The following is a 24041-nucleotide window of genomic DNA, read 5'->3' as shown; positions in this document are numbered from 1 at the left end:
GAGGAGATCTTCGGGCCGGTGGTCGGTGTGCTGACCTTCAAAGATGAGGCAGAAGCCCTCGCCATCGCCAATGACTCGATTTATGGGCTGGGTGCTGGCGTCTGGACCCGTGACATCAACCGCGCGTATCGCATGGGACGAGCGATTAAAGCGGGCCGTGTCTGGACCAACTGTTATCACCTCTATCCGGCACATGCCGCGTTTGGCGGCTACAAAAAATCCGGGATTGGCCGTGAAACCCATAAAATGATGCTCGATCACTACCAACAAACCAAAAACCTGCTGGTGAGCTACAGCACGCAACCGCTGGGCTTCTTTTAAGCCAACTGGCAGCGGGTCACACCGCTGCCTGATTCACTGTCAAAAATTTGTGTGAATTCTTTAATCTGACGGTCATTTCGTCATGACAGAGTGCCTGCATCACGAATACAGACAATTCCGCTACATTTAAGCCGTGTCTTGACGATATTAAGCAGTAGGGAATCTAAGATAGTGCGCCATTTTAAGGAGATAACATGAACACACTGCATAAATTTCAGCAGCAGCATGATGAAGTGCTGGATGCCGACGATCAGCACATCATCACGGTGAATCTGCCGGGCCGTCAGGCGATTTACGTGATTGGTCAAAACGATGATGATGCCGATATGCTGCTCGACGTACAAATCGGTGCGATGTAAGCGCCGCGTAGTGCTCACCCCATAAAAAAATCCGCAGCCCTTAAGCCGCGGATTTTTTGTTTTAGCACGGCTTAAAGCCTTACTTCACACAGGCAGAACACTGATTGTGGATCTGCTGGAAGAAGTCGTTGCCTTTGTCATCCACCAGGATAAAAGCCGGGAAGTTCTCGACTTCAATCTTCCAGATGGCTTCCATTCCCAGTTCCGCGTACTCCACGCACTCCAGACTCTTAATACTCTGCTGCGCCAGCACCGCTGCCGGGCCGCCGATGCTGCCGAGGTAGAAGCCGCCGTGTTTATGACAGGCATCGGTCACCTGTTTGCTGCGGTTGCCTTTTGCCAGCATCACCATGCTGCCGCCGTTTTCCTGCAGCAGATCAACGTAAGAGTCCATACGACCCGCGGTGGTTGGGCCAAGTGAACCAGAGGCATAACCTTCCGGGGTTTTCGCCGGGCCTGCGTAATACACCGGATGATCTTTGATGTACTGCGGCAGACCTTCGCCGTTGTCGATGCGCTCTTTTAGCTTGGCGTGGGCAATATCACGCGCCACGATAATGGTGCCGTTCAGCGACAGGCGGGTCGCCACGGGATAGGATGACAGCTGCGCCAGAATGTCACTCATCGGGCGGTTAAGATCGACATTCACCACTTCGCCTTCGCCCTGCTGACGCAGTTCTTCCGGGATATAGCGGCCTGGGTTATCTTCCAGTTTCTCGATCCAGATGCCTTCGCGGTTGATTTTGGCTTTGATATTACGGTCAGCCGAGCAGGACACACCCATGCCGACGGGGCAGGACGCGCCATGACGTGGCAGACGCACCACACGAATATCGTGGGCGAAGTATTTACCGCCAAACTGTGCGCCAAGGCCCAACTCTTGTGAGGCTTTCAGCAGCTCCTGCTCCAGCGCGACGTCACGGAACGCCTGACCGTGTTCGTTACCTTCGGTCGGCAGCGAATCGTAGTAGTGGGTTGATGCCAGCTTCACGGTTTTCAGCGTGCTTTCTGCTGAGGTGCCGCCAATCACAAACGCGATATGGTACGGCGGGCAGGCTGCGGTACCGAGCGACATCATCTTATCGACCAGATAATTCTTCAGCTTAGCTGGGGTGATCAGCGCTTTGGTTTCCTGATACAGGTAAGTCTTGTTGGCAGAACCGCCGCCCTTGGCGATGCACAGGAATTTGTACTCGTCGCCATCCACGCTGTAGAGGTCGATCTGTGCCGGCAGGTTAGTGCCCGTATTGACCTCTTTGTACATATCCAGCGCCGCGTTCTGTGAATAGCGCAGGTTGTCTTCGATAAAGGTGTTATAGACGCCTTGTGACAGTGCGGCTTCGTCGCCACCGCCGGTCCAGACGCGCTGGCCTTTTTTGCCCATGATGATTGCCGTGCCGGTGTCCTGGCAGGTCGGCAACACGCCTTTGGCGGCGATTTCCGAGTTACGCAGGAACTGCAGGGCAACGTATTTGTCATTCTTGCTGGCTTCGTCATCCGCCAGAATCGCGGCAACCTGCGCCTGATGCGAGGCGCGCAGCATGAATGAAGCATCATGGAATGCCTGCTTCGCCAGCAGCGTCAGGGCTTTAGGATCGACTTTCAGCACCTCTTCGCCATCGAAGTTGGCTACTGAGACGTAATCGCGGCTCAGCAGATAGTATTCGGTATCATCTTTGGCGAGAGGAAAGGGATTCTGATAATAGAAGGGTTTGTTCGACATGTTGGCTCACTTAGCTTCGTGTCGCCTGTCAGAGTGGCAGGTGACAAATTAGGCGATCTGTTTTTTGATTTTCTCTCGCCAGCCCTCCGCAAGGACTGACTGGCGAGCATCATAACACTTTCACGGCTCTGCGCGGCTCCGATTTTAACATCGGAGCAACATCATCAGAACATCATCACCATCCATGGGTAGGCAATAACCATCAGAGCAATCAGGAAGATAGCGCCAAAGATGGTACCGAGACGCCAGTAATCTTTGGTTGGCAGGTAGCCGCTACCGTAGTAAATCGGGCTTGGGCCGGTGCCGTACGGGGTGATAATACCCATCACACCTAAGGATACGCACATCATCAGACAGAACACTGGCATGTTGATGCCCGGAATCGAGGCGGCGATGGTCAGCATCGCAGGCAACAGCGCAGTGGTGTGCGCCGTGGTGCTGGCGAACAGGTAGTGCAGTAAGTAGAAGGCAACCAGCAACACCACCGCCGAGACTTGTGGGTCATAACCTTGCAGCAGCTGCGCACCTTCTTTACCCAGCCAGGCGATAAAGCCCACACGCGCCAGACCATCCGCCAGAGCGACCAGGGTGGCGAACCAGGCAAAGGTATTCCATGCCGCTTTGTTGCTGGTGATATCGTTCCAGTTGAGTACACCGGTCCACAGCATCAGCACGATAACCAGCAGGGCAGCCATCGCCGGTTCAATCCATGCTGCAGCGAAGATCCACATCATCAATGCTGAGACCACAAACACCAGCAGCAGGATTTCGTTGCGTGACAGCTTGCCGAGCTTCGCCAGTTCAGCGGTCGCCCAACGTGGCACTTCGTCATTGACCTTCACTTCTGGCGGATAGAGCCAGTAAGCCAGCAGCGGCATGGTGAGAATCAACAGCACGCCCAGTGGCAGGAAAGCGAGGAACCACATGCCCCAGGAGATTTCGAAGCCTACCACGCTTTTCACCAGCGCCAGTGCCAGCAGGTTAGGTGCCAGCGCAGAGAGGAACATCGAACTGGTGATACAGGCAGCGGTGATGGCAACCCACATCAGGTAAGAACCAATCTTACGTGCGCTCGGGTCATTTGGTTTTGAACCGTACAGCGGCGGCAGGTTGGCGATAATGGGGTAGATGGTACCGCCGCTGCGCGCGGTGTTAGACGGCGTAAACGGTGCCAGTAACAGGTCAGCGAAGGTGATGGCGTAACCGAGCGTCAGGCTGCGACGGCCGAGATACTTCACCAGAATCAGCGCCAGGCGGCGTCCGAACTGGGTTTTATCGTAGCCGGCGGCAAACATGAAGGCACCGAAGATCAGCCAGACGGTGGAGTTGCCGAAGCCACTCACTGCCCATTTGAACGACTGCGCCGCCGTTTTAAACTTGGGGTCCGCCAGTTCGGCCGGGCTAAACAGCACCCACTGGCTGAACAGCGCTATCACCACCACGCCGGTCAGGCCGATAACCGCACCGGGCAGCGGCTCAAAGATCAGCCCGACAATCACGCCAACGAAGATAGCAAAGAAGTGCCATGCGTAAGGTTCCAGCCCGGCAGGGGTAGGGACCAGCAGCAGCAGCACCGCTACGATGATCGGCAGGCACAACATAATCAGGCGATTCTTTTTCCCCGGCGCCGCAGGAGGCACTACGGGGGAGGCACTCTGGGTTGTTTGTGTGTTCATAGTTTTGTCTGCAAGTTAGGAAGAATGCGATTGATTGTCACGAACACACTGTTCTTTTGGTTTCAACATGCGTGCAGCAGATGAGTCGTGACAATTTAAATTTTGTGCTTTGATGAAACTTTGCTTTGCAAATTCGATACGCGAATTATCAATTGAATGCAGCTAAGATGCGATTAATTAAAATATCTCTTTTGATCTAGATCAATAAAAAATATGCACTGTTTTTTAATTTTTATCTTTTGCTTTTTATTTAACTTTCTGTCTGCTGTGGATTAAACGCTATAAACTATCGAAACGCGAAAAATCGAGCAAAATGAGGCGGGTTGGAGGCTTTTATCTTTATGATAGTACTGCATTTGTTTTAAATGTAAGGAAAAAGTTGATTTTTGTCAAGTCTTGGTTAAAACTTAGCGGAGCGCCTATTCTGGCAATGAGCATCAAATATCATTTCCAAACGTAAAACTTATATAACTAACATTCTGGGTTATGTAACTAAATAAAATGGTATATTTACGCCATGAAATCGGACCACTTAAATAATTATAAAGCCTCGCCGAACCGCCAAAGAATTGAATACACAATTTCTTAATTCTGGAGTTGCTCATTATGAATAAGCTCACCCCAATCCTTAACCCGCTAACGCTGCCGAAAGGTGCGGTGCTAAAAAACCGTCTGGTGATGGCCCCGATGACCACCTGTACCGGCTATTTTGACGGCGGTGTCACCAGCGATCTGGTCGAGTATTACCGCGTACGTGCGGGCAGTATCGGTACGGTGATTGTTGAATGCTGCTTTATTGATAATCGTGGCCCTGCTTTCCCTGGCGCGTTGGGTATCGACAGCGACAACAAAATTGCCGGGCTGGCGAAAATCGCCCATGCGATCAAATCTGAAGGTTCAAAAGCCATTCTGCAGATTTACCACGGTGGCCGCATGGTGGAACCGGCGCTGATTGGTGGTAAAACCCCTGTTGCACCGAGCGCTATTGCTGCACCGCGTGACGGTGCCACCAAACCGCAAGCGCTGACCGCCGAAGAAGTCGATGTGATGATCACCAAGTTTGGTGATGCGGTAAACCGCGCGATCAAAGCCGGTTTTGACGGTGTTGAGATCCACGGCGCAAACACCTATCTGATCCAGCAGTTCTACTCCCCTAACTCCAACCAGCGCGACGACAAATGGGGCGGCAGCCGCGATAACCGCGCACGCTTCCCAATGGAAGTGCTGGAGATCACCCATAAAATGGCCGATCGCTTTGCGGCGGCAGATTTCATCATCGGTTATCGTTTCTCACCCGAAGAGCTGGAAGTCCCCGGTATCCGTTGGGATGACACGATGTATCTGCTGGAAAAACTGGCGGCGCGCGGTCTCGATTACGTGCACTTCTCCGTCGGCCAGCTGCTGCGTCCATCCATTGTCGATACCAAAGATCCAACGCCACTGATCACCAAATATCTGGCCGAGCGCTCTGCCACGCTGGCGAAAGTGCCGGTGATTGGTGTGGGCGGAGTGGTGAATAAAGAAGATGCCGAGAACGCGCTGGAGCACGGGTTTGATCTGGTGGCGGTCGGTAAAGCCTGCATCGCCTATCCGGACTGGGCGGATCGCATCATCAAAAATGAACACATGGAACTCTATATCGACAGCACCAAGCGTGAGGCGCTGACGATTCCAGAACCGCTGTGGCGCTTCTCGCTGGTGGATGCGATGATCCGCGACGTCAGCGACGGCCATCGCAAATACAAAGCCGGGGTTTACCAGGCGAAAGTCGAAGCCGAAGCGCTGAAACTGAAAATCAACGTGACGCTCGACACGGACCGTATCACCGATATCTCACTGGTGCCGGACCCCAGTCTGGATGTCGATTTCACCAGCACCTTCGAAAGCCTGCGTGAACGCATTCTGGTGGCGAACAGCCCGCACGTCGATGCCATCACCGGCGCCACTACGCAGAGTGAGGCGCTGAAAAAAGCGGTATCCCGCGCACTGACCACCTCCAGTAAAGAGTATGTGATTGAAGAGGGCGGTAACCCGAACGCACCGGTCAATTATGACGTGGTAGTGGTGGGCACGGGCGGTGCCGGTCTGGCGGCGGCGATTCAGGCGCACGATGACGGCGCACGCGTGGTGATCATCGAGAAGATGCCGACCATTGGCGGTAACACCATCAAAGCCTCGGTGGGCATGAACGCCGCCGAAACCCGCTATCAGAAACTCAAAGGCATCGAAGACAGCAAAGAGCTGTTCTACGAAGAGACGCTGAAGGGCGGTAAATTCAAAAACAACCCGGTGCTGCTGCGCGAGTTTGTTGAGCAGGCGCCGGAAGCGATTGAGTGGCTGGCGGCGAAAAATATCGAGTTGTGCGACATCACCATCACTGGCGGCATGAGCATTGACCGCACGCACCGCCCGGAAGACCGTTCTGCCGTCGGTGGTTTCCTGATCAGCGGTCTGGTGAAAAACGTCAACCAGCGTGAAATCGAAGTGCTGCTTGAGACCTCCGTTTCAGAAATCCTGGTGGAAAACGGTGTCGTCACCGGCGTCAAAGTGGTGGATGAGTACAACGACAGCCGCATTCTCAATGCGAAGAGCGTGATCGTTGCCACCGGCGGTTTCAGTGCCAACCGCGAGATGGTGGTGAAGTATCGCCCTGAACTGGATGGCTTCGTCACCACCAACCATAAAGGTGCCACCGGTAGCGGTATCGCCATGCTGCAGAAAATTGGCGCGGACACCGTGGACATGGGCGAGATCCAGATTCACCCAACGGTTGAACAGACCACTTCTTATCTGATCTCTGAAGCGATGCGCGGCGGCGGGGCGATTCTGGTCAGCCAGGCCGGTAAGCGTTTCTACAATGAGATGGAAACCCGTGACAAAGTCTCTGCTGAGATCATCGCACTGCCAGAGAAAAGTGCATGGATCGTGTTTGATGAGCAGGTCCGCGCCAACAACAAAGCAGCCGACGAATACATCGCCAAAGGCTTTGTGATTAGTGCACCGACGCCGCACGAACTGGCGGTGAAACTCAACATGGATCAGGAATCGCTGCAAACCACACTCGGCCGTTACAACGAGTTTGTGGCGAAGCAGGATGATGAAGACTTCGGTCGTAAGACGGCGCTGCGTCACCCGCTGAACAAAGGCCCGTACTTCGCCATCCGCATCGCCCCGGGCGTGCACCACACCATGGGCGGTGTCACCATCAACACCGATACCGCGGTGCTGGATGCACAGAAACAGGTGATTCCAGGTGCCTGGGCAGCCGGTGAAGTGGTGGGCGGTATCCACGGTGCTAACCGTATCGGTGGTAACGCGGTGGCGGATATCATCATCTTCGGTATCAAGGCCGGTCACAATGCGGCTAAACTGGCGTTAGGAAACTAATTAACGTTAATTACCCCAAATATTGCGTACCAGAGTAAGGCGTTAAAGTGTGAATTCCGGTGACTGACAAGCGTCGGTCACCGGGTGACATGCACAAGGCACTGGCGCGCAATATGGCGGGTAAACGAGGCTCTATGACCGAAGGTGTCTACTCTTACTCCGCTGTTCTGATGGGTTCTCCCATTCTGCTTAAACTGTTCGACGATAACCCCACCTTAGCCCGTCAGGTCTTTCAACTTATCAAGCAGCAAGAAAATCTGTTCACCGTTAATCGTGCTGAATCCGAAGTGATGTCGATTAACCAGGCGGCGGGTCGTCATGCGGTGCGCGTCAGTGAGGCCGTGTTCCGGCTAATCAGCGTGGCGCATGCCGTCAGTGTGTCGCCCGGCAGCGCGTTTAACTTCACTATCGGCCCGGTGGTGAAACGCTGGAAGATTGGTTTTCAGGGCCATGCCGTCCCTCCCGCTGATGAAATAGCCGCACTGCTGCCATTGACCGATCCGCACCAGGTGATCCTCAATGAGGAAGATCGTTCGGTGTTTCTGCAACAGCCGGGCATGGAGATCGATCTCGGGGCCATCGCCAAAGGTTATATCGCTGATGTGGTGCAGGCATTTTTACGCCAGCAGGGCGTGCCGCAGGCGCTGATCAATCTCGGGGGCAACGTGCAGACGCTCGGCGCACCGCCGCATGAGCCACAAGGCTGGAGCATTGGCCTGAAAAAGCCGTTTGGACGCGAGGATGAACTGCTGGGCGTATTGCAGGTGCAGGGTAAATCGGTGGTGACATCGGGGATTTACGAGCGCTATTTCGAACTGAACGGCAAGTGCTGGCACCATATCTTCGATCCACACACCGGCTATCCGCTGGATAACGAGTTGCTGAGCGTGACGGTGATTTCCGATCGCTCTCTGGATGGTGACATCTACACGACGTTGCTGTACGGCATGGGCGTGGAGCAGGGGCTAGCCTATCTGGCCGACCAGCCCGATCTGGATGCGGTGTTTGTGACGCGCGATCGACAGATCATCTGCTCTTCACCGCGCCACTTCCAGTTCCAGCAGCGCGATTTCGCCTGGCAGCTGCGTTACTGACAGTATTGCTGCAACAGCGAATGGTATTCCGGCTGTAAACGATAGCGATACACCGGACGGCCCGTTGCGCCGTAGTGAATGCTGGTGAACAGAATATTAATCTGTGCCAGCCAGATCAGATATTTACGGCATGACACGCGCGAAATATTCACTTCTGCCGCCAGCTCATCGGTGGAGAACTCATGGCCGGGATGGGCATCAATCCACTGACACAAGGTACGCAGCGTTTGCGGCGTTAAGCCTTTCGGCAGGCGCTTGTTGTCATGCTGCGTTGCCGGGTTGCCATGGATCAACAGATCGACATCAGACTGCTGATAATAGTGCTGATTATCCATTAACGACTTCTTCTGCTGCCAGCTGGTCAGCGCCTCTTCAAAACGCGGGAACTGGAACGGCTTGATCAGATAATCCACCACGCCATAGTGCAGCGAGGTTTTGATGTTCTCGGCATCGGCAGCGGATGAAATGATGATCACCTCGACCGAACTCTGGGCTTTGCGCAGTTCCGGCAGCAGATCGAGGCCATTCTCCTGCTGCATATAGATATCCAGCAGCACCAAATCGATCGGGGTGTCGCTGTTGAACAGAATCTCTTTGGCTTGCTTCAGGGTCGAAGCGGTTCCACAGCAGTGGAAGCCCTGAACCTGACCGATAAACGAGCGGTTCAGTTCAGCGACCATGGCGTCATCATCGACCACTAACACATTGATCATGCGGATTGGTTTCCTCCATCCCAGGGAAGTTGTACTAAAAATTGGGTAAAGACGCCGGGTTCTGACTCAACGGTCACGCCGCCACCGAGGTTTTCCGTTTGCTGTTTCAGCAGGAACAGGCCCACGCCACGGTTCTCTCCTTTGGTGGAGAACCCTTTATCAAAAATTGTCGCGAGATTGGCCGGCTCAATGCCGGGACCATCATCACTCACTTCACACGCCAGCCAGCCGTTTTGATAGTGCAGCATCACATGGATCTCGCCTTCGGTCTGCTCGCTGAGCGCATCAATGGCGTTCTCCACCAGATTACCAACCACGGTGATCAGGGCCGCCATCTGGTCTTCGTTGCCGCTGTCTGGCACAAAGCTGGCATCGCTGATGGTCAGGCGATGACCGCAATCCGAGGCGCGATTGATCTTACTCAGCAGGAAACCGGCAATCACCGGTGACTTGATGCGATCCAGTAAATAGCCAATCTCAGTCTGGTAATTATTGGCGGTTTTCAAAATATACGCTTCCACCTGCGCATAGTTTTTCATGTGCAGCAGGCCGAGGATCACGTGCAGTTTGTTCATGAACTCGTGCGAGCGCTCCCGCAGCGCATCGACGTAGTTTACCATGCCCGTCAGGCGCTGCATCAGTCGGCTGATTTCGGTCTTGTCCCTGAAAGTACAGACCGCGCCAATAATACGTCCCTGGCTTCGCACCGGCACCGTATTGCACAACAGCAAACGTCCATTCACATTCAGCTCTTCATCACGACGCGCACGGCCGCTGTGCAGCACATCGCGCAGGTGTTGATTGATCACCGAGGCATCATCAATTCCCTCGTTATCGATCATGCCGCTGGACGACGGCTCATTGAGCAAGGTGCGCGCGGCCTGATTCACCAGCGTCACCTGCGCCTGATCGTCCATCGCCACCACGCCCTCTTTGACTGAGTTGAGAATCGCCTGACGCTGCTCAAACAGAGTGGAAATCTCGTAGGGTTCGAGGCCGAATAAGATGCGTTTCAGCACGCGCACCAGCACAAAGGTGCCAATCGCGCCCGCCAGCGTACCAATCAGGATGGTCCAGATAATGCTCCAGCGGCTTTCGTTGATCTGATCGGTGACGGCATCGAGGGAGATACCAATCGCCACTACACCGATCTGCCGATCCTCCGCGTTATACACCGGCGTGAAGACGCGCAGCGCTTTTGCCAGCGAACCTTTGTTCACCGAGACGTTTTCATGGCCGCGCAGAGCAGGCCCGATGTCCTCGCCGATAAAGTGCTTCCCGACCAATTCCGGATTGCGATGAGAATAGCGGATACCGTCCATATTGGTGACGGTAATAAACAGCAGATTGTTGCTCTCTTCCACGGCTTTCGCGATGGGCTGAATATTGGCATTGGCCACCGGTTGCGTCAGCGCCTGCTGAATCTCCGGCGATCTCGCCAACGTGCGGGCCACCGCCATGGCCTTATCTTCTAACTGGGCACGGGTTGAGGCACCAATCTGGAAGAAATAGAACATGTGCACACTCAGCAGTACCAGCACGATCACCGCGCTGAGCATCAGTGTCACCAGCGTGTTGAGTTTCATCGGCCGCTTGCGCGCGGGGATTGCGGGTTGAGGCGTGGTCATCATCGCTCCCTGAAGAGAAGAGGGCGCTATTATGACGGTTAAATGCAAAAAGGTCGTCATAAATGACGACCTTTGATGGCGATGGATGCGGTGTTTAACAGCCGCATCTCAAGGGCAGAATCAGCCCTGTTTCACGCGATTGGCAAAGCTCTTACGCAGCTTCTGCAGTTTCGGTGGGATCACCGCCATGCAGTAACCGTTACGCTGACCGGCGCCATCCCAGTAATCCTGATGATAATCTTCCGCCGGATACCACTCTTTCAGTGGCTCGATGGTGGTGACCACAGGCACGTTGAGATCGGCTTGCGCACGCGCAATCGCGGCAATCGCTTCGGCTTCCTGCTCTGGGGTCGCCGGGAAGATCGCTGAACGATACTGAGTACCGACATCGTTGCCCTGACGGTTCAACTGTGTTGGATCGTGCGTTGCAAAGCTGATGTCCAGCAGATCGCCGTATTTCACCTGCTCGGGATCGAAGCCGACGCGGATCGCTTCAGCATGGCCGGTGGCACCGCTGCACACCTGCTCATAGGTTGGGTTCGGGCGCTCCCCGCCGGTATACCCACTTTCGACTGACTCCACGCCAATCACATCTTTGAACACTGCTTCGGTACACCAGAAACAGCCACCGGCGATCACCGCATATTCGGTTGCCATTGTTATTACTCCTGTCAGGTCGAAAGCGTTACTGTGAGGGCGCTCGAAGGCGAATTCAAGCCGCTTAAATTAACATTTCTGGCTTAAAATCATGGTGCTTGTCGAGCACGCTATGACTCATAACGGTAAAACGTCCTTCGCCAGTGTAGTGCAGCGTCGGCGGAAATTCCGGTTTATCGGCCACGTGCGCTTTGACGATTTCGAAAATAAAGAAGCTGTAGTTATTCACCATCGAGTCGTCATACAGCTGACACTCAAAGCTGGCGAAGCACTCATCGATCAGCGGCGCATTCACCACTTTTGCCGGTTCTGGCGTGAGGTGAAAGGCATCGAACTTATCGAGACGATCGCCATGGCAGTTACCAATCGCCACCACGCTATCCACCCAATCCGCCGAGGGGATGTTCATCACGCACTGTCCGCTTTGCCGAATCAGCTCATGGCTGTAGTTGCCGTTGGCGATCATGCAGCCCACCAGTGACGGCGAGAACTCCAGAATGGTGTGCCAGCCGAGCGCCATGATGTCGTGGTGATCTTCAAATTGCGAACTCAGCAACACCACCGGACCAGGTTCCAGATACTTCCGCGCCTTGCTGACCGGAAAGTCGATTTTATGCAGGCGTTGACTCATCATGCGTCTCCTTATTTTTGCAGAGATAGCGTAAGTGTAGATGCCAGTCTTTACTGGACCGGCATTTAACGGCATGGTAGAGCGTCATTTTATCTGGAGCTGGTCAATGGAATCTGCGTCTGTGTCCACATCTCGTCCTGTTTTGCATCTGCTGTGCGGCAAAATCGCTGCCGGAAAATCAACGCTGGCCCATCAACTGGCCCAACAAACCGGCGCGGTGATTATCAGCGAAGACGCCTGGCTGGCGCATTTGTTCGCCGAAGAGATGCAGGATGTCGCGGACTACGTGCGTTGTGCGGGCAAGTTGCGTAATGCGATGACGCCACACCTGATCACCCTGTTACAGCGCGGTGTGTCAGTGGTGCTGGATTTTCCGGCGAACACCGTAGGCCAACGTCAGTGGATGAAGGCGGTGATCCAGAGTGCACAGGCGGAGCATCAACTGCACTTTATCGATGTGCCCGATGCGCTGTGCAAGAGCCGTTTGCATGCGCGTAATGCAGAAGGTGAGCATGACTTCGCGGCGACCGATGCGCAGTTCGAGGTGATCAGCAGCTACTTCGTCGCACCGCATGCGGATGAAGGGTTTAATGTGGTGATGCACGGTTAAGACTGACGATGACTGGCTGGGTATTTGCGCCAGTCATCTTGTCACGTCCCTGCAAAATCTCCGGCTATTTATTGAGTTGATTGATGATTCTTTTGAGGGTGTTGTAGGGGCCTTCCAGCGTCATCTCGTTGCCATCGTTGCGTATATAAATGCGCTGAGATTTGAATCTTCGGTATTTCGCTATTTGAAGCTCATAATCACCTTGCTCAGTTTGCTGGTAATGGTACTTCGCCAAAACTGAATTTAAGTCGCTTAAGCGAATGGGTGACTTAATCCTCAGCCACGCAATATTGGTAAACCAAAAGCTTGCTGCAAGTCCGCATAGCATACCGGTAAAGCCACCGGTGATATTGCCATGAGTTAACTGGGGCAATAGCCATTTGATCACGGCTGAAAAGAATAGCCCGGTGAGAATGAAAAAAACGATTCTGAAGCTATCTTTTTGCCATTGCTTAATCAGGCTAAGGCGATGAAGCGAATAGTGAAATTTCAATTTTGACTCCATTCAAAATGCTAATCCGCAATTGATTGTAGCGTTATCCGTTGCTGACTGACGAATCGTTATGCCGCCTTTTCCAATATCTGTTTTGCCTGCTTATATTCCCAGGACGTAATTTCAATCTTGTTGCCACTGAGATCGCTGAAGTATAGGGACATGGAGATATCGTGGTCACTGACGGTGTAAGCGATTTTTTTCGACTTGAGGATAGGTATGAGTTCGAGAAACGCTGACGCCTCCACGGCGAAAGCCATGGTGTGGCCTGGGTGCTGGGATTTTCTCAGGAAGAGGGAAAGCGATGCGCCATCATTCCTGATAACCAGCGGCCCTCCTTGTTCAAACCAGAAGTACAGCGAGCTATCGCGGGTGAAGCCAAGGATTTCCTGATACCAGCGTTCGGCTTTTTCGATATCGTCGACGTAGACGTGGATATGGTCGATTTTGGTTATGTTCATATAGCTCGATCCTTATTTGTGCTTTGGAGGTGTTTGCTGAAGTAGTTTCGAGATACAACTGTCTGAGCACAGCACGGGATTTACCATGATTTTTGGAGAATGTATTTTCCATTGGTGGTTTTTTATACATCACATACTCACAAATAATTGCAAAATCGTCTGGCTTACAACCTAAACTATATTATATAGCCTCATCCTAGGCTTTTCATGTAGATTAATCTTTGAGAGCTATACCTGAGAAAAGTAGGGTGTTTCAAGAGGTTGACAGGCACTCGGACCAATAATTTTAAAAGTACTTCTGAAAAAATTTATCAAACTATTGAGAGCGTATTGAAATCTGCGCTTACTAAAGTTCGAAATTTCATGTTTATACCAAATTTCACGGTAAATTTTTATATGTACAGCGCCAAAATCAGTGATTTGGTTATAATGAAAATCTTATAAAAAATTTGAGTGTGCAGAAATTTTAAATGAATGATAAAATCGCTTACTATAAATATAACACTAAGGGGTAATTAGAAATGAACAAGTTGCCAAAGGAAAGTTCTAGTCAAGAGATTGGCCGACTAGCTGGGCGTGCTATATCAAGTAAATTGCCAGTGTCATGGATTGAAACTCCTCAATCGGGTGATTGTGACTTTGGTATTGACTATTTAATTCAATTAAAGAACTCACAAGGCGATGTTTGTTATTCTTTTTATCTACAATTAAAAGGTACTACAGTTCCGATTTACATATCAGATGGTGATTTTGTAAGTTTTAGTTTTAAGACAAGTACCTTGGCATATTACTATGCTCAAGAACCTCTGGTAATGGTTGCTATTGTAGATCTAAGCGTTCATTCAGATGAGCTTTCTAAATGCCCAATTTATTTTATGTGGTTAGATGAAGATTGGTTTGATCTTAATAAAGATAAAATAGAATCACAGGAACATTTGACTTTAAATATACCTACAAACCAAGAAATAAATACTAAGTTGGATGTCTTTTCTTTCTATGAAAAGAGGATTTTTGATAAAATTGCAATTCAAGGGTTAAAAAAGGCTATTAAACCTCATTCTGATGACATAAGTCGTAGTATTATAAATTTCTCAGAGTATATTGAAGATAAACCGATTATTTTAAAGGCTATAGAGGAAAGTGGTGATGAGCCTTGGATATCAAACCCAAACGGACAAGCTGCCACCCTTTTAAAAAAATGTTCAGATGCCTTAAATGAAAACCTCATATTTAAAGCAAAAGAATTCCTATCACAACTCGATAGTTGGCCAAATAAACTTAGTGACCATGAGTGCGCAGAACTATATTTACAAAGATCATTAATATGTTCACTTTCAGGGGAGACTTCTGAATCCTTTGAGAACATAAAAATTTCAACGAACTACAGTGATAAACCAAGATACAAGTTAGCATTCTTTGAAGAAAAAATAAAAAATGGCCAGATGTTAACTCAGGAAGAGTTAAATGAAATTGAACCTGAAGTTTTAAATGGAGATTTTAGATCAACTTATATTAAAGCTAAGTGCATGGCAATTTCCGGAAATATAAAAGAAGCAGTCTTGTTAATGAAGGAAAAACATAATGAAAGGATTGCGGCAAGATTGTTATTGCTAACTCTAGACGAAAACCCTGATGAATTAGATAGAGAATTAGTAGGTGTTGATCATGATATGCTTATATCAGATAGAGAAAAGTATATTTTTTATGCTTTGGCGGCAAGGAGAAATTTTTTTAAAGCACATGGAGATTCTTTTAATTATGATCAGGTTTTGCCCTTTACAGGAAAATCGAACCTCAATTTTAATTTTATGAGATTATCTTATGAGTACTGTGATAAAGCATGGAATTACGCAAAAAGGTTAGGTTATCCATCAGATTTTGCAATAATTATTGATATATCTCCTGTGTTATATTTTTATTTTAATAATATTGAGCCTCTATTTGAACGATTTGATGAGATTTTAAAGGAAAGGCCTGGTCACTTTGAATTATGCACATTGTATTCGCGGATTTTATATAACTGTGATGAATATGAAAAAGTGGTATTATTACTTTCCAGAATTAATACTAGGTTAAGTCTTGATGATAAATCAATTTTGTTTGCATCCAATTTCTACCTTAAAGAGTATGATTCGGCACTTAAGATTTTTTTAAGTATCGAAAAGGAATTGTTAGATAAATCCCCTGAAAACACTCCTTTCGTACTATGTTTAGCTATTGAAGTAGCGGTTGCAACATTTAGTGATTCTTTAGCTGACAGACTGAGAACTATTCTGCTGACTTATGAGAATGGTGAAGCTTTTTGGGCCGTTAGTACGTGCGTGAGAAGTGTCAGAGAAGAACCGGGTACTCAATCCGATTGCATTGATAAGCTTTACCAGAAGTATATTGAATTAGATAAGCCGTTAGTTATAGCTGAGCATTTATTGAGATTTTTAAATGTTCGTGATGAAAATAATGAAGGTAAAATAATTGAAGTTGCTGAAGATATTTTAAAAGACAAGGAGTTGGATGAAGCTTGTTCATTGAAATTGGCAGAGGCTTATTTAAAGTCAGGGGACACTAATAAAGTATTTGAGGTTGTTGAAAAAAACTTAGAGAAAGTAAATGTTGATCCTCATTGGCATGTCATAAAAACATATGCTTTGGAATTATCAGGAAGAATTGGGGAAGCTGTAGATGAAATTGAAAAAGCATTAAAAGGAAATAATTATTCTCCAGAGTATATGAAGCTCTATGTAAACAAGTGCTTAAGCTTTGGAATGTTTAGCCAAGTTGAGGGGGTTTTACAACGACTGATTTCTGGTGAAGGTTCGAGGAAGAACAAGTTGATATACCTGTCTAAGCTAATTACAGTGTATTCATCAAGCCTGGAATACAGAGAAAAGCTAATTAGCAGTATCAAGCGATTCGGTGAATTAGTTGATAGGAATGATTGTGATGAAGAAGGACGATATTTGTCTTTTGTGTTATCTGCATCAATCGATATGTCTGAAGATAAGAAAAAACTCTTTGGCGTTAGAATTTCAGAATATTTCAAAAATTTTCCTGATTCCAAGGTGCTTAGGAAAGCAAATGTAGATGTAAATAATGGACCTGAAGCATTACTTAATTCAATTAGAGAAGTTACTGGCGTAACTGATGAGCTAGTTGCACAATGGGAGAAAAACAAACGGTCTATCAGGAATGGATCGTTACCAGTACCGTTTGCTATGCTTGACTTATTTTTGAGCAACACTAATGATATTTACACAAGTTGGATGCTTGCAAAAAATACACCTGAAGAAGAATTAGAATTTAAGATAAACCAAGCGGCGCAATCATCACAGGAAAACTTCGATGATTTATTGGAGAAAGGTAATAGTATATTTATAGAAGAAACTACTTTAATATTGATGCATGAACTCAGCGTCTTAGACTTTTTTTTGGGAAGTGTTAGGAAGTTTATTATTCTAAGTTCTTGCTTTGAAAGAATGAATTCTTTAGGTTTTTCCGTTGTGCACGGTATTGTAAACCACCTTCCACAAGGTATTCTAAATACCATCACCAAACATAGGGCGAAACTGATAATTGAGCAAGATAACAAAGAGAATAGATTGGAATCATATCGGAAGGCAATTTCCAAAAATGAAAGCGGTTACATATTTTTAACTGACGATGCTAATATCTTGATGCTATGTGGCAGCGGTGTAAATACTTTAATTCATGGGAATATCTACAATGTTCTATTGAATTTGAATCGTAATAATCACATCCAAGAAAAAGAACTATTTGAGTTAATTGCGAAGGTGTCAACTTATGGTTTTAAATCCATTAATATGGAAACGGATTTAATGGCTCGTGTGTTTTGCCATTTCTTAAGTGAAAACAAGGACTATACGAAAACAGCATTTAAGAGTCTTTTTGATAAGGTTTTTAGTTCGCGCTTTAAGTTTGACGAAGTGGTTGGAGTTTTATATAGATTCCTGAGTTTTATTGTTGATGACGAAAAGATTAAAGTTAATGCTGGCATTATATTGTCTTTGCTTACTAATTTCTTATTGAGGCACCCTCACGACAATAAGGTTGATTTTATTTTAAAATGGTTCTTATACCAATGTGTCACTGGAAAAGTGCATTATATTTCAACCTTATTACCTATGAGCGTGGCTCATGCTGCTTTATGGAGTTCTTGTTACGAGATGTGCTGCATTGCAATGGATAGAGAAATAAGCAGTGATGAAATTTTCACTAAAGTATGTAGTTGTATCTTAGAGCAAAAAGAAAATGACCGTGAGCATATTTATAATAGTGTTACTAAATGCTTTATTCCTGGAACTGCAGACTATGAGTCATTTTCGCGAATTTATAAAGAATTATCACTAATTATAAATGTGCGGAACAATTAGCCAATAACTTTAAATCACAGCGGGCCGTAATTATTAATAAATTACTTGGGAGGAATTATTGAATATATAGAATAGTAATGGCCTGCTTTTTGACGATAAACATAGGCTTGAATTACTTATGTTTGTTCTTGGCAAACAGCAGTCATCTTCCTCATTCCCCCAATGACATCGGCTTTTCCCCACCCGGCGGCAAACCAAACATGCCTCGCACCCAATTAAGAAACGCGCCATAAGGCCTGCCCAAACACAGCATCATCAATGCAGCTCCGAGCGTACCGCGCACTAAACCACTGCCCGACGCACCGCTAAAAGCAATGATCGCCGCATAGATCGGCACCTGAAAACTCACCAGCGCGATACTGTCCCACAGCAGCTTCGAAACCCGGCCCGATCCTGCTCGCTGCATCACCCAATCACGCCACAAGCCGTAAGGGCGGGCAACCGGCACCATCAGAATTGCACCAATTAAACGGGCATGCAGCACCTGGTCCCACGCCATGCCGGCGATCCATCGTTCATTAATCGCGCCCGTCGTGGTGAAAAATAAAATCAGCGCAGTGGTATCCGCAATAAAGGCCTTTCGGCGCATGTTTAGGTCTTGAGGTTGAGGCAAAATACATTTCCTATATGAAATCGTGAGACAAAAGCCGTTCAACTCAGCGGCGAACCCTCATTTCACCCTAGCCCAAAACCACCGCAGCACATCCATCCCGCCGTTAAAACTACCCAAAACTAAATCTCCTTTCCTGCCAACTGCTTTGCATCATCCCGAAGGATCCCGCTTGATCAAACAGCCTGATCAGTAATACTGTATTTATATACAGTATATTTTCGAAGGCCATCATTATGGTGTTTTATCAACCGGCGGAACTCCGCGCCATCCTCAGTTTGCCCTTGTTTATCAGTCGTGTGCCGTGCGGTTTTCCGTCACCGGCGCAGGACTACGTTGAGCAGCGTATTGACCTCAATGATTTTTGTGTCACGCATCCCAGCGCCACTTACTTCATCAAAGTCAGCGGTGACTCGATGATCGAAGGCGGAATCAGCGACGGCGATATGCTGATCGTCGATAGTGCGGAGAAACCCGAGCAGGGTGATGTGGTGGTGGCGGCCATCTCGGGAGAGTTCACGGTGAAGCAGCTGATGCTGAAGCCCTGTCTGCACCTCAAACCGATGAATGCGGCGCACGCCATCATTCCCATTCCCGACCCGGATCAGTTTGAGATCTTCGGTGTCGTTAAACATGTCATCAAGACGCTGAGAAGGTGATGTTTGCGCTGGTGGATGTGAACTCATTCTATGCCTCGTGCGAGACGGTGTTCAGGCCGGATCTCAAAGGTAAGCCGGTGATTGTGTTAAGCAACAACGATGGCTGTGTCATCGCACGTTCGGCCGAGGCTAAGAAGCTGAATATCGGCATGGGCGGCCCGTATTTCAAAATCAAGGATGTGTTGCGTCGCCATAACGTGCATGTATTCAGCTCTAACTATGCGCTCTACGCCGACATGAGTCTGCGCGTGATGACGATACTGGAAGAGATGGCGCCCGCCGTTGAGATCTACTCCATCGATGAGGCGTTTATGAACCTCACGGGCGTGCGGAATTGCCGCGTGCTAGAAGAGTTCGGACGGGAAATCCAGCAGCGGGTGAAACGCGAAACGCATCTGGCAGTGGGGGTGGGGATTGCGCCCACCAAAACCCTGGCCAAGCTGGCCAACCATGCCGCTAAGAAATGGAGTAAAACCGGCGGCGTGCTGGATCTCTCCAACCTTGAGCGACAAAAAAAGTTAATGGCGCTAGTCGATGTGGCCGATGTGTGGGGTGTGGGGCGTCGCATCAGCAAAAAGCTGAATGCCATGGGCATCAATACCGCGCTGGATTTGTCGGAGCAGAGCACCTGGGTGATCCGCAAGCACTTCAATGTGGTACTGGAGCGCACCGTGCGCGAGCTGCGCGGTGAGCCCTGTCTCGAACTGGAAGAGTTTGCGCCCGTGAAGCAGCAGATTGTCTGCTCACGCTCGTTTGCGGGACGCATCACGGAGTACGCCGATATGCGTGAAGCGGTGTGCAACTATGCTGTGCGCGCCGCCGAAAAATTGCGGGGCGAGCGGCAGTACTGTCGACAGATCGGCGTGTTTATTCGCACCAGCCCGCATGCGGAGGGGGAAATTTTTTACGGTAATCAGGCAATCATTAAAGTGCTGACGCCCACCAACGACAGCCGCGATATTATTCGTGTGGCCACCGAGGCGCTGGATCGCATCTGGCGGGAAGGGCGCCGCTATATGAAAGCAGGGGTGATGTTAGGTGACTTCTTCAGTCAGGGCGTGGCGCAACTCAATTTGTTTGATGACATCCAGCCGCAGGCGAATAGTGAAATGCTGATGCGGGTGATCGATGGCATAAATCAAAGCGGGAAAGGGAAGCTATGGTTCGCCGGGCAGGGAATCCAAAAATCCTGGTCGATGAAGCGTGAGATGTTGTCTCCAGCGTATACCACCCGATACGCAGATCTCCCGGTAGCGAAGTGAATAGGGGTTACGCATAACATGAGCCACCGCTTTTCACCGAACGTTAGGAAATGGCTGAATATGCCCGTATATCTCCACGATAAGCCGACAAAATGGCAATCCATGCCATACTTGGCAAGGCCGATTTTTCACGATGTCGCGGGGGAAAAGAGATGCGTTCAGTGGTGATTAGCGCAGTTGTCGCAGTAGCGGGTGGGGTATGCGGTGCCTTACTCAGCCAAAATGAAACCCTCTTTGCCGCGAAAGTGAGTGCCCCACCTTCCGATCCCGCCATCAACTGGACCACGCCAGCCATCGCCGGTTACGGCAAAGTGCACTATGACGCCAGCAGCGCATTCCAGCCCAGCAGTGCGCTGAGTAACAAAGTGGTTTTTAAAGTCAGCCGTGGCGCGGAAGAACGCAGTCAGGTTAATCCGGCGCTGGAGCATGTGGCACAAGTGGTGAATACCTATGTGGCGGCCGGTGTGCCGGCAAAGCAGTTAAAATTTGTCGTGGCGGTGAATGGCGAAGCGACGCCCGCGATGCTGGAAAACATCCGCTTTCGACAGCTGTTTGGTGTGGATAATCCCAACCTTGCGCTGATATCGGCGCTGGAGCAGCAGGGCGTCAAAGTCACGGTGTGCGATCAGGCGCTGGCCTGGCATCACTACGAACCACAATGGATCGCAGATTCGGTGATCCATACGCCCTCCGCACTCACTACGATGACCACGCTGCAGAATCAGGGGTACGCCTTGCTCAGTATGTGATCGCACTTGTGGCTTTGCTGGCTCTTGCACCAACCTCAGCGCCATTATTGCTGCTCCTGCCACATACTCTCTTCGAGCAAAGACAACTCGAGACGGTGCTGGAAGTCTGTCGACACGCCACAACATTATCTGAAGCGGGACGACATTTATTTTCGGTCTCACGGCAGCATAAAAAGCAGCCGAATGATGCCGATCGCTTACGTAAATACCTCATGCGCTTCGGGCTGAATTGGGAAGATATCCAGAAAAAATGAATGCCGTTGTTTGCGCGGCTAAGAGGAAATTTCCTGTGGGGTAGCTTCACACAGCTGAAATGTTTAAATCTCGCTGCGCTTTTAATTGTCTCCAAACCTGAGGTGTTTTTTCCTGGTATTGACGTTAGGTTTAATTAAAACATTAATTAAATCAATGGCAATACGATCCAGGAATAGACTGTTTTTTCTTCAAGATACTGTAAATTACGCGGCAATTTTGCTTTAATTAACCGACGTAGCAAGATGAGAGGACAGCATGACAAAAGCCTATATAACAAAATATGCATTAACCCGGGGCATCTACATCGCAGAAGGTGAACTCAAAAATGATGGCGAGGTATTTGTACAGCGCCGCGATCGTGAGTACAACTTTGAGCAATTTTTTAAGAAAAAAGAGTTTCAGTTAACCGAAGAAGAAGCGCTGGCGCGTGCGGATAAAATGCGTGCGGTGCAACTTAAAAAGCTGGCGAAGGAGTATCAAAAACTCAGTGAGCTGGAGTTTACGATTAAAGAGTAATCCTGATTGGATAAAAATAATCTAATTCACTGATTCTAAAGGGTTGTGAAATTGATAGGGGTGTCCGAAAGAAATTCGTTAAGATTTCGCTAAAATAATGAAACCCCATTTCAATATCTGCTAGAAAGTGATGTGACACGCCGCCTGCGGGCGGTTTTTTATTGTCTAATTGGGTGAAGGTTGCCCATCAATTCTGACAAAAGAAATGCTGATAGGTAACAATAGCGAAGCGGCGAAAGGTATTGCCGATTATGTTAATTCACAGACTTAGGTTACTGTAATATTACGGACCAATAATAAGCAGAGGTTCGCGTGCGCGAGAACGAGATTGACATCCATTATTACGCCACCGAAATCCGGAAATTAGCAGCATCGCATCAGGCTGGAGAAACACTGAGTGACGTAAAAGCCAGAGTGGATAGCCTCATTCAGTTAATGAAAGAGTCACTCGGCAGTGACAAAGCCTGGCAGGCGAAGAATTGGGAGGCGCTGTTGGATCAGTTGAATGTTTATTTGACCAACAAGGTTGATCCGAAGTGGATGACGGTGATCTCTCATGCCAAATTCCGCATTAAAAGCCGCAGACAGACCGCCATCTATTCACGAAAACACTTCAAACAATAAGGTATTTGCCGCCCAGCCGGGCGGCAAATAAGTTATCCAAGCCAATGATGGATGGTGAGATTAATCGCGCCGCCACCCACAATCAGCCAGATAAACAACATCAACCCTAATAACAGCGGACGCAGACCGGCTCGCTTCAGTTGACTGATATGGGTGGTAAGACCCAGTGCGGCCATCGCCATGGCGAGCAGCACGTTATCCAGCTGATTAATGACCGCAATCGCCGAGGCGGGAATCAAATGCGCTGAGTTAAACAGCGCCACCAGAATGAACGCCAGTGCAAACCATGGGAAAGTAATACGCTGTTTTTCCCCGCTGGTGGCCGGTGCGCTGCGGCGTACCATCAAGCCGATTACCACCAGGAACGGTGCCAGCATCATCACGCGCAGCATTTTGGCAATGACCGCCGCATTTTCTGTTTCCGGGCTGATAGCATGTCCGGCCGCCACGACCTGCGCCACTTCATGCATGGTCGAACCGGTGTAAATACCAAATTCACTCAGGCTCAGGCCCGGCAGTAAAGGCGAAACGCTATGCCAAATCAGCGGGTAAAGGAAAATCGCCAGTGTACCGAAGATCACCACAGTCGCGACCGCCACCGCCACTTTGGACGATTCGGCTTTAATCACCGGTTCAGTCGCCAGTACGGCGGCGGCACCGCAAATACTGCTACCTGCACCAATCAACCACGCGGTTTCACGATCCAGTTTCAGGATTTTACGTCCCAGCCAGCAGGCGAGGGTAAAGGTGCTGGTCAGCATCAGTACATCGATCACCACACCGCTGACGCCGACATCCAGCACCTGCTGGAAGGTGAGACGGAAGCCATAAAGGATAATACCGAGACGCAGCAGTTTCTGTTTGGCAAACTGTACGCCCGCGTCGCAGTGACCGTGCACCGTAGGGTAGAGCGTATTGCCGAGAATGATCCCGCCGATGATGGCCAGCGTCAGTGCGCCTAACCCCAGTTGTGCGACAGACGGTAGATTACCGAGCCATGCCGTTGCCAGCGCAATGGCCGCCGTAAGCAGCAAACCGGGCGCGAAATGCGCCATACCCTGTGAGTGTTTGTGTAGAGAGATATCAGCCATAACGCCTCCTGTGTTGCCGTTATGATGCGGAGAGATGGCTTGAAAGAAAAACTGATTATATCGTTAGAACAAATCTGAATAAGTGGTAAAGACGGGGATGAACGCAGATAAAGGCGGAAAAGGCGCGGCGAAAT

At 49.4% G+C, this 24041-nt stretch carries 21 protein-coding genes and 1 pseudogene; 12 read left to right on the top strand and 10 right to left on the bottom strand.

What is annotated here, in order from left to right; translation table 11 throughout:
* Both VH86_RS23335 and VH86_RS25965 read left to right on the top strand, forming a co-directional pair.
* Window positions 1-321 (top strand): aldehyde dehydrogenase family protein (locus tag VH86_RS23335; RefSeq protein WP_045834255.1); only part of this gene is annotated, 321 nt, incomplete at its 5' end.
* A gap of 194 nt (window positions 322-515) precedes the next feature.
* A complete protein-coding gene (locus VH86_RS25965; RefSeq protein WP_167540449.1) occupies window positions 516-680 on the top strand; it encodes a hypothetical protein in 165 nt (54 codons plus the stop codon).
* 79 nt (window positions 681-759) lie between these two features.
* Here the strand turns inward: VH86_RS25965 and fumA are convergent, their stop codons facing one another.
* Complete coding sequence (gene fumA / locus VH86_RS23330; protein ID WP_038647479.1) at window positions 760-2403, bottom strand: class I fumarate hydratase FumA; 1644 nt, start codon at window positions 2401-2403, stop codon at window positions 760-762.
* 164 nt (window positions 2404-2567) lie between these two features.
* On the bottom strand, window positions 2568-4079 hold the full coding sequence (locus VH86_RS23325) for an anion permease (RefSeq protein ID WP_045813912.1): 1512 nt from the start codon (window positions 4077-4079) through the stop codon (window positions 2568-2570).
* A 606-nt stretch (window positions 4080-4685) separates the two neighbouring features.
* Between VH86_RS23325 and VH86_RS23320 the strand changes: the two genes are divergently transcribed.
* Both VH86_RS23320 and VH86_RS23315 read left to right on the top strand, forming a co-directional pair.
* Entirely contained in the window at window positions 4686-7466 is a 2781-nt protein-coding gene (locus VH86_RS23320; protein ID WP_045834254.1) for a flavocytochrome c, read from the top strand.
* A gap of 134 nt (window positions 7467-7600) precedes the next feature.
* A complete protein-coding gene (locus VH86_RS23315; RefSeq protein WP_045834260.1) occupies window positions 7601-8560 on the top strand; it encodes an FAD:protein FMN transferase in 960 nt (319 codons plus the stop codon).
* On the opposite strand, the gene dcuR is transcribed toward VH86_RS23315, so the two are convergent.
* From dcuR to VH86_RS23295, 4 genes are all read right to left on the bottom strand, one after another.
* Window positions 8554-9273: a two-component system response regulator DcuR gene (dcuR, locus tag VH86_RS23310; protein ID WP_045813914.1), complete on the bottom strand. Its 720-nt coding sequence runs from the start codon at window positions 9271-9273 to the stop codon at window positions 8554-8556. The genes VH86_RS23315 and dcuR overlap by 7 nt on opposite strands.
* Window positions 9270-10901 carry a sensor histidine kinase gene (locus VH86_RS23305; protein WP_045834253.1) on the bottom strand — a complete coding sequence of 544 codons (1632 nt, stop codon included), beginning with the start codon at window positions 10899-10901 and terminating at the stop codon, window positions 9270-9272. The genes dcuR and VH86_RS23305 overlap by 4 nt, the downstream gene beginning before the upstream one ends.
* Window positions 10902-11021: 120 nt before the next feature.
* Window positions 11022-11558 (bottom strand): peptide-methionine (S)-S-oxide reductase MsrA, encoded by a 537-nt coding sequence (gene msrA, locus VH86_RS23300; RefSeq protein ID WP_038647471.1) that lies wholly within the window; start codon window positions 11556-11558, stop codon window positions 11022-11024.
* A 64-nt stretch (window positions 11559-11622) separates the two neighbouring features.
* Complete coding sequence (locus VH86_RS23295) at window positions 11623-12189, bottom strand: flavin reductase family protein (RefSeq protein WP_045834252.1); 567 nt, start codon at window positions 12187-12189, stop codon at window positions 11623-11625.
* A gap of 106 nt (window positions 12190-12295) precedes the next feature.
* Between VH86_RS23295 and VH86_RS23290 the strand changes: the two genes are divergently transcribed.
* The gene (locus VH86_RS23290; RefSeq protein WP_045834251.1) at window positions 12296-12799 is read left to right on the top strand and encodes an ATP-binding protein; all 504 of its coding nucleotides are present in this window, start codon (window positions 12296-12298) and stop codon (window positions 12797-12799) included.
* Between the two features lie 64 nt (window positions 12800-12863).
* Here VH86_RS23290 and VH86_RS23285 read toward each other — a convergent pair whose 3' ends face one another.
* Complete coding sequence (locus VH86_RS23285) at window positions 12864-13292, bottom strand: hypothetical protein (RefSeq protein ID WP_156150613.1); 429 nt, start codon at window positions 13290-13292, stop codon at window positions 12864-12866.
* A gap of 68 nt (window positions 13293-13360) precedes the next feature.
* Window positions 13361-13753 (bottom strand): VOC family protein, encoded by a 393-nt coding sequence (locus tag VH86_RS23280; RefSeq protein WP_045834249.1) that lies wholly within the window; start codon window positions 13751-13753, stop codon window positions 13361-13363.
* 521 nt (window positions 13754-14274) lie between these two features.
* On the opposite strand from VH86_RS23280, the gene VH86_RS24740 reads away from it, so the two are divergent.
* Complete coding sequence (locus VH86_RS24740; RefSeq protein ID WP_052696641.1) at window positions 14275-18141, top strand: DUF4365 domain-containing protein; 3867 nt, start codon at window positions 14275-14277, stop codon at window positions 18139-18141.
* 151 nt (window positions 18142-18292) lie between these two features.
* Here VH86_RS24740 and alaE read toward each other — a convergent pair whose 3' ends face one another.
* The gene (alaE, locus tag VH86_RS23270) at window positions 18293-18730 is read right to left on the bottom strand and encodes an L-alanine exporter AlaE (RefSeq protein ID WP_045834248.1); all 438 of its coding nucleotides are present in this window, start codon (window positions 18728-18730) and stop codon (window positions 18293-18295) included.
* Window positions 18731-18987: 257 nt separating this feature from the next.
* Between alaE and umuD the strand changes: the two genes are divergently transcribed.
* The 6 genes and pseudogenes from umuD (at window position 18988) to VH86_RS23240 (ending at window position 22816) form a co-directional block, all read left to right on the top strand.
* Window positions 18988-19410, top strand: a complete 423-nt coding sequence (umuD, locus tag VH86_RS23265) for a translesion error-prone DNA polymerase V autoproteolytic subunit (protein ID WP_045834247.1) — start codon at window positions 18988-18990, stop codon at window positions 19408-19410.
* Window positions 19410-20672 carry a translesion error-prone DNA polymerase V subunit UmuC gene (umuC, locus tag VH86_RS23260; protein ID WP_045834246.1) on the top strand — a complete coding sequence of 421 codons (1263 nt, stop codon included), beginning with the start codon at window positions 19410-19412 and terminating at the stop codon, window positions 20670-20672. The genes umuD and umuC overlap by 1 nt, the downstream gene beginning before the upstream one ends.
* Window positions 20673-20824: 152 nt before the next feature.
* Window positions 20825-21421, top strand: a complete 597-nt coding sequence (locus VH86_RS23255) for a DsrE family protein (RefSeq protein ID WP_045834245.1) — start codon at window positions 20825-20827, stop codon at window positions 21419-21421.
* A 68-nt stretch (window positions 21422-21489) separates the two neighbouring features.
* Window positions 21490-21675: pseudogene (locus VH86_RS26205) on the top strand (sigma 54-dependent transcriptional regulator); the annotation flags it as partial.
* Window positions 21676-21931: 256 nt separating this feature from the next.
* Window positions 21932-22192, top strand: a complete 261-nt coding sequence (locus tag VH86_RS23245) for a hypothetical protein (protein WP_034821873.1) — start codon at window positions 21932-21934, stop codon at window positions 22190-22192.
* Between the two features lie 312 nt (window positions 22193-22504).
* Window positions 22505-22816, top strand: coding sequence for a hypothetical protein (locus VH86_RS23240; protein WP_045813937.1), 312 nt, complete (start codon window positions 22505-22507; stop codon window positions 22814-22816).
* A 32-nt stretch (window positions 22817-22848) separates the two neighbouring features.
* Here VH86_RS23240 and VH86_RS23235 read toward each other — a convergent pair whose 3' ends face one another.
* Window positions 22849-23907, bottom strand: a complete 1059-nt coding sequence (locus tag VH86_RS23235) for a YeiH family putative sulfate export transporter (protein ID WP_045834243.1) — start codon at window positions 23905-23907, stop codon at window positions 22849-22851.
* Window positions 23908-24041: the final 134 nt, after the last annotated feature.

It is taken from the genome of Pantoea sp. BL1 (assembly GCF_000963985.1).
GTDB lineage: Bacteria > Pseudomonadota > Gammaproteobacteria > Enterobacterales > Enterobacteriaceae > Pantoea > Pantoea rwandensis_B.
The sequence above is the reverse complement of the archived record's forward strand: the minus strand, read 5'-3'. Positions and strand labels throughout refer to the sequence as shown.

What these genes read in the sequence shown, in the direction of transcription:
- VH86_RS23305 (WP_045834253.1), bottom strand. Translation starts at nt 10,901, where the DNA reads ATGACCACGCCTCAACCCGCAATCCCCGCGCGCAAGCGGCCGATGAAA.
- VH86_RS23290 (WP_045834251.1), top strand. Translation starts at nt 12,296, where the DNA reads ATGGAATCTGCGTCTGTGTCCACATCTCGTCCTGTTTTGCATCTGCTG.
- VH86_RS23235 (WP_045834243.1), bottom strand. Translation starts at nt 23,907, where the DNA reads ATGGCTGATATCTCTCTACACAAACACTCACAGGGTATGGCGCATTTC.
- VH86_RS23280 (WP_045834249.1), bottom strand. Translation starts at nt 13,753, where the DNA reads ATGAACATAACCAAAATCGACCATATCCACGTCTACGTCGACGATATC.
- alaE (WP_045834248.1), bottom strand. Translation starts at nt 18,730, where the DNA reads ATGCGCCGAAAGGCCTTTATTGCGGATACCACTGCGCTGATTTTATTT.
- VH86_RS23325 (WP_045813912.1), bottom strand. Translation starts at nt 4,079, where the DNA reads ATGAACACACAAACAACCCAGAGTGCCTCCCCCGTAGTGCCTCCTGCG.
- VH86_RS23255 (WP_045834245.1), top strand. Translation starts at nt 20,825, where the DNA reads ATGCGTTCAGTGGTGATTAGCGCAGTTGTCGCAGTAGCGGGTGGGGTA.
- VH86_RS24740 (WP_052696641.1), top strand. Translation starts at nt 14,275, where the DNA reads ATGAACAAGTTGCCAAAGGAAAGTTCTAGTCAAGAGATTGGCCGACTA.
- VH86_RS23320 (WP_045834254.1), top strand. Translation starts at nt 4,686, where the DNA reads ATGAATAAGCTCACCCCAATCCTTAACCCGCTAACGCTGCCGAAAGGT.
- VH86_RS23295 (WP_045834252.1), bottom strand. Translation starts at nt 12,189, where the DNA reads ATGAGTCAACGCCTGCATAAAATCGACTTTCCGGTCAGCAAGGCGCGG.
- msrA (WP_038647471.1), bottom strand. Translation starts at nt 11,558, where the DNA reads ATGGCAACCGAATATGCGGTGATCGCCGGTGGCTGTTTCTGGTGTACC.
- VH86_RS23245 (WP_034821873.1), top strand. Translation starts at nt 21,932, where the DNA reads ATGACAAAAGCCTATATAACAAAATATGCATTAACCCGGGGCATCTAC.
- umuD (WP_045834247.1), top strand. Translation starts at nt 18,988, where the DNA reads ATGGTGTTTTATCAACCGGCGGAACTCCGCGCCATCCTCAGTTTGCCC.
- umuC (WP_045834246.1), top strand. Translation starts at nt 19,410, where the DNA reads ATGTTTGCGCTGGTGGATGTGAACTCATTCTATGCCTCGTGCGAGACG.
- VH86_RS25965 (WP_167540449.1), top strand. Translation starts at nt 516, where the DNA reads ATGAACACACTGCATAAATTTCAGCAGCAGCATGATGAAGTGCTGGAT.
- fumA (WP_038647479.1), bottom strand. Translation starts at nt 2,403, where the DNA reads ATGTCGAACAAACCCTTCTATTATCAGAATCCCTTTCCTCTCGCCAAA.
- dcuR (WP_045813914.1), bottom strand. Translation starts at nt 9,273, where the DNA reads ATGATCAATGTGTTAGTGGTCGATGATGACGCCATGGTCGCTGAACTG.
- VH86_RS23315 (WP_045834260.1), top strand. Translation starts at nt 7,601, where the DNA reads ATGACCGAAGGTGTCTACTCTTACTCCGCTGTTCTGATGGGTTCTCCC.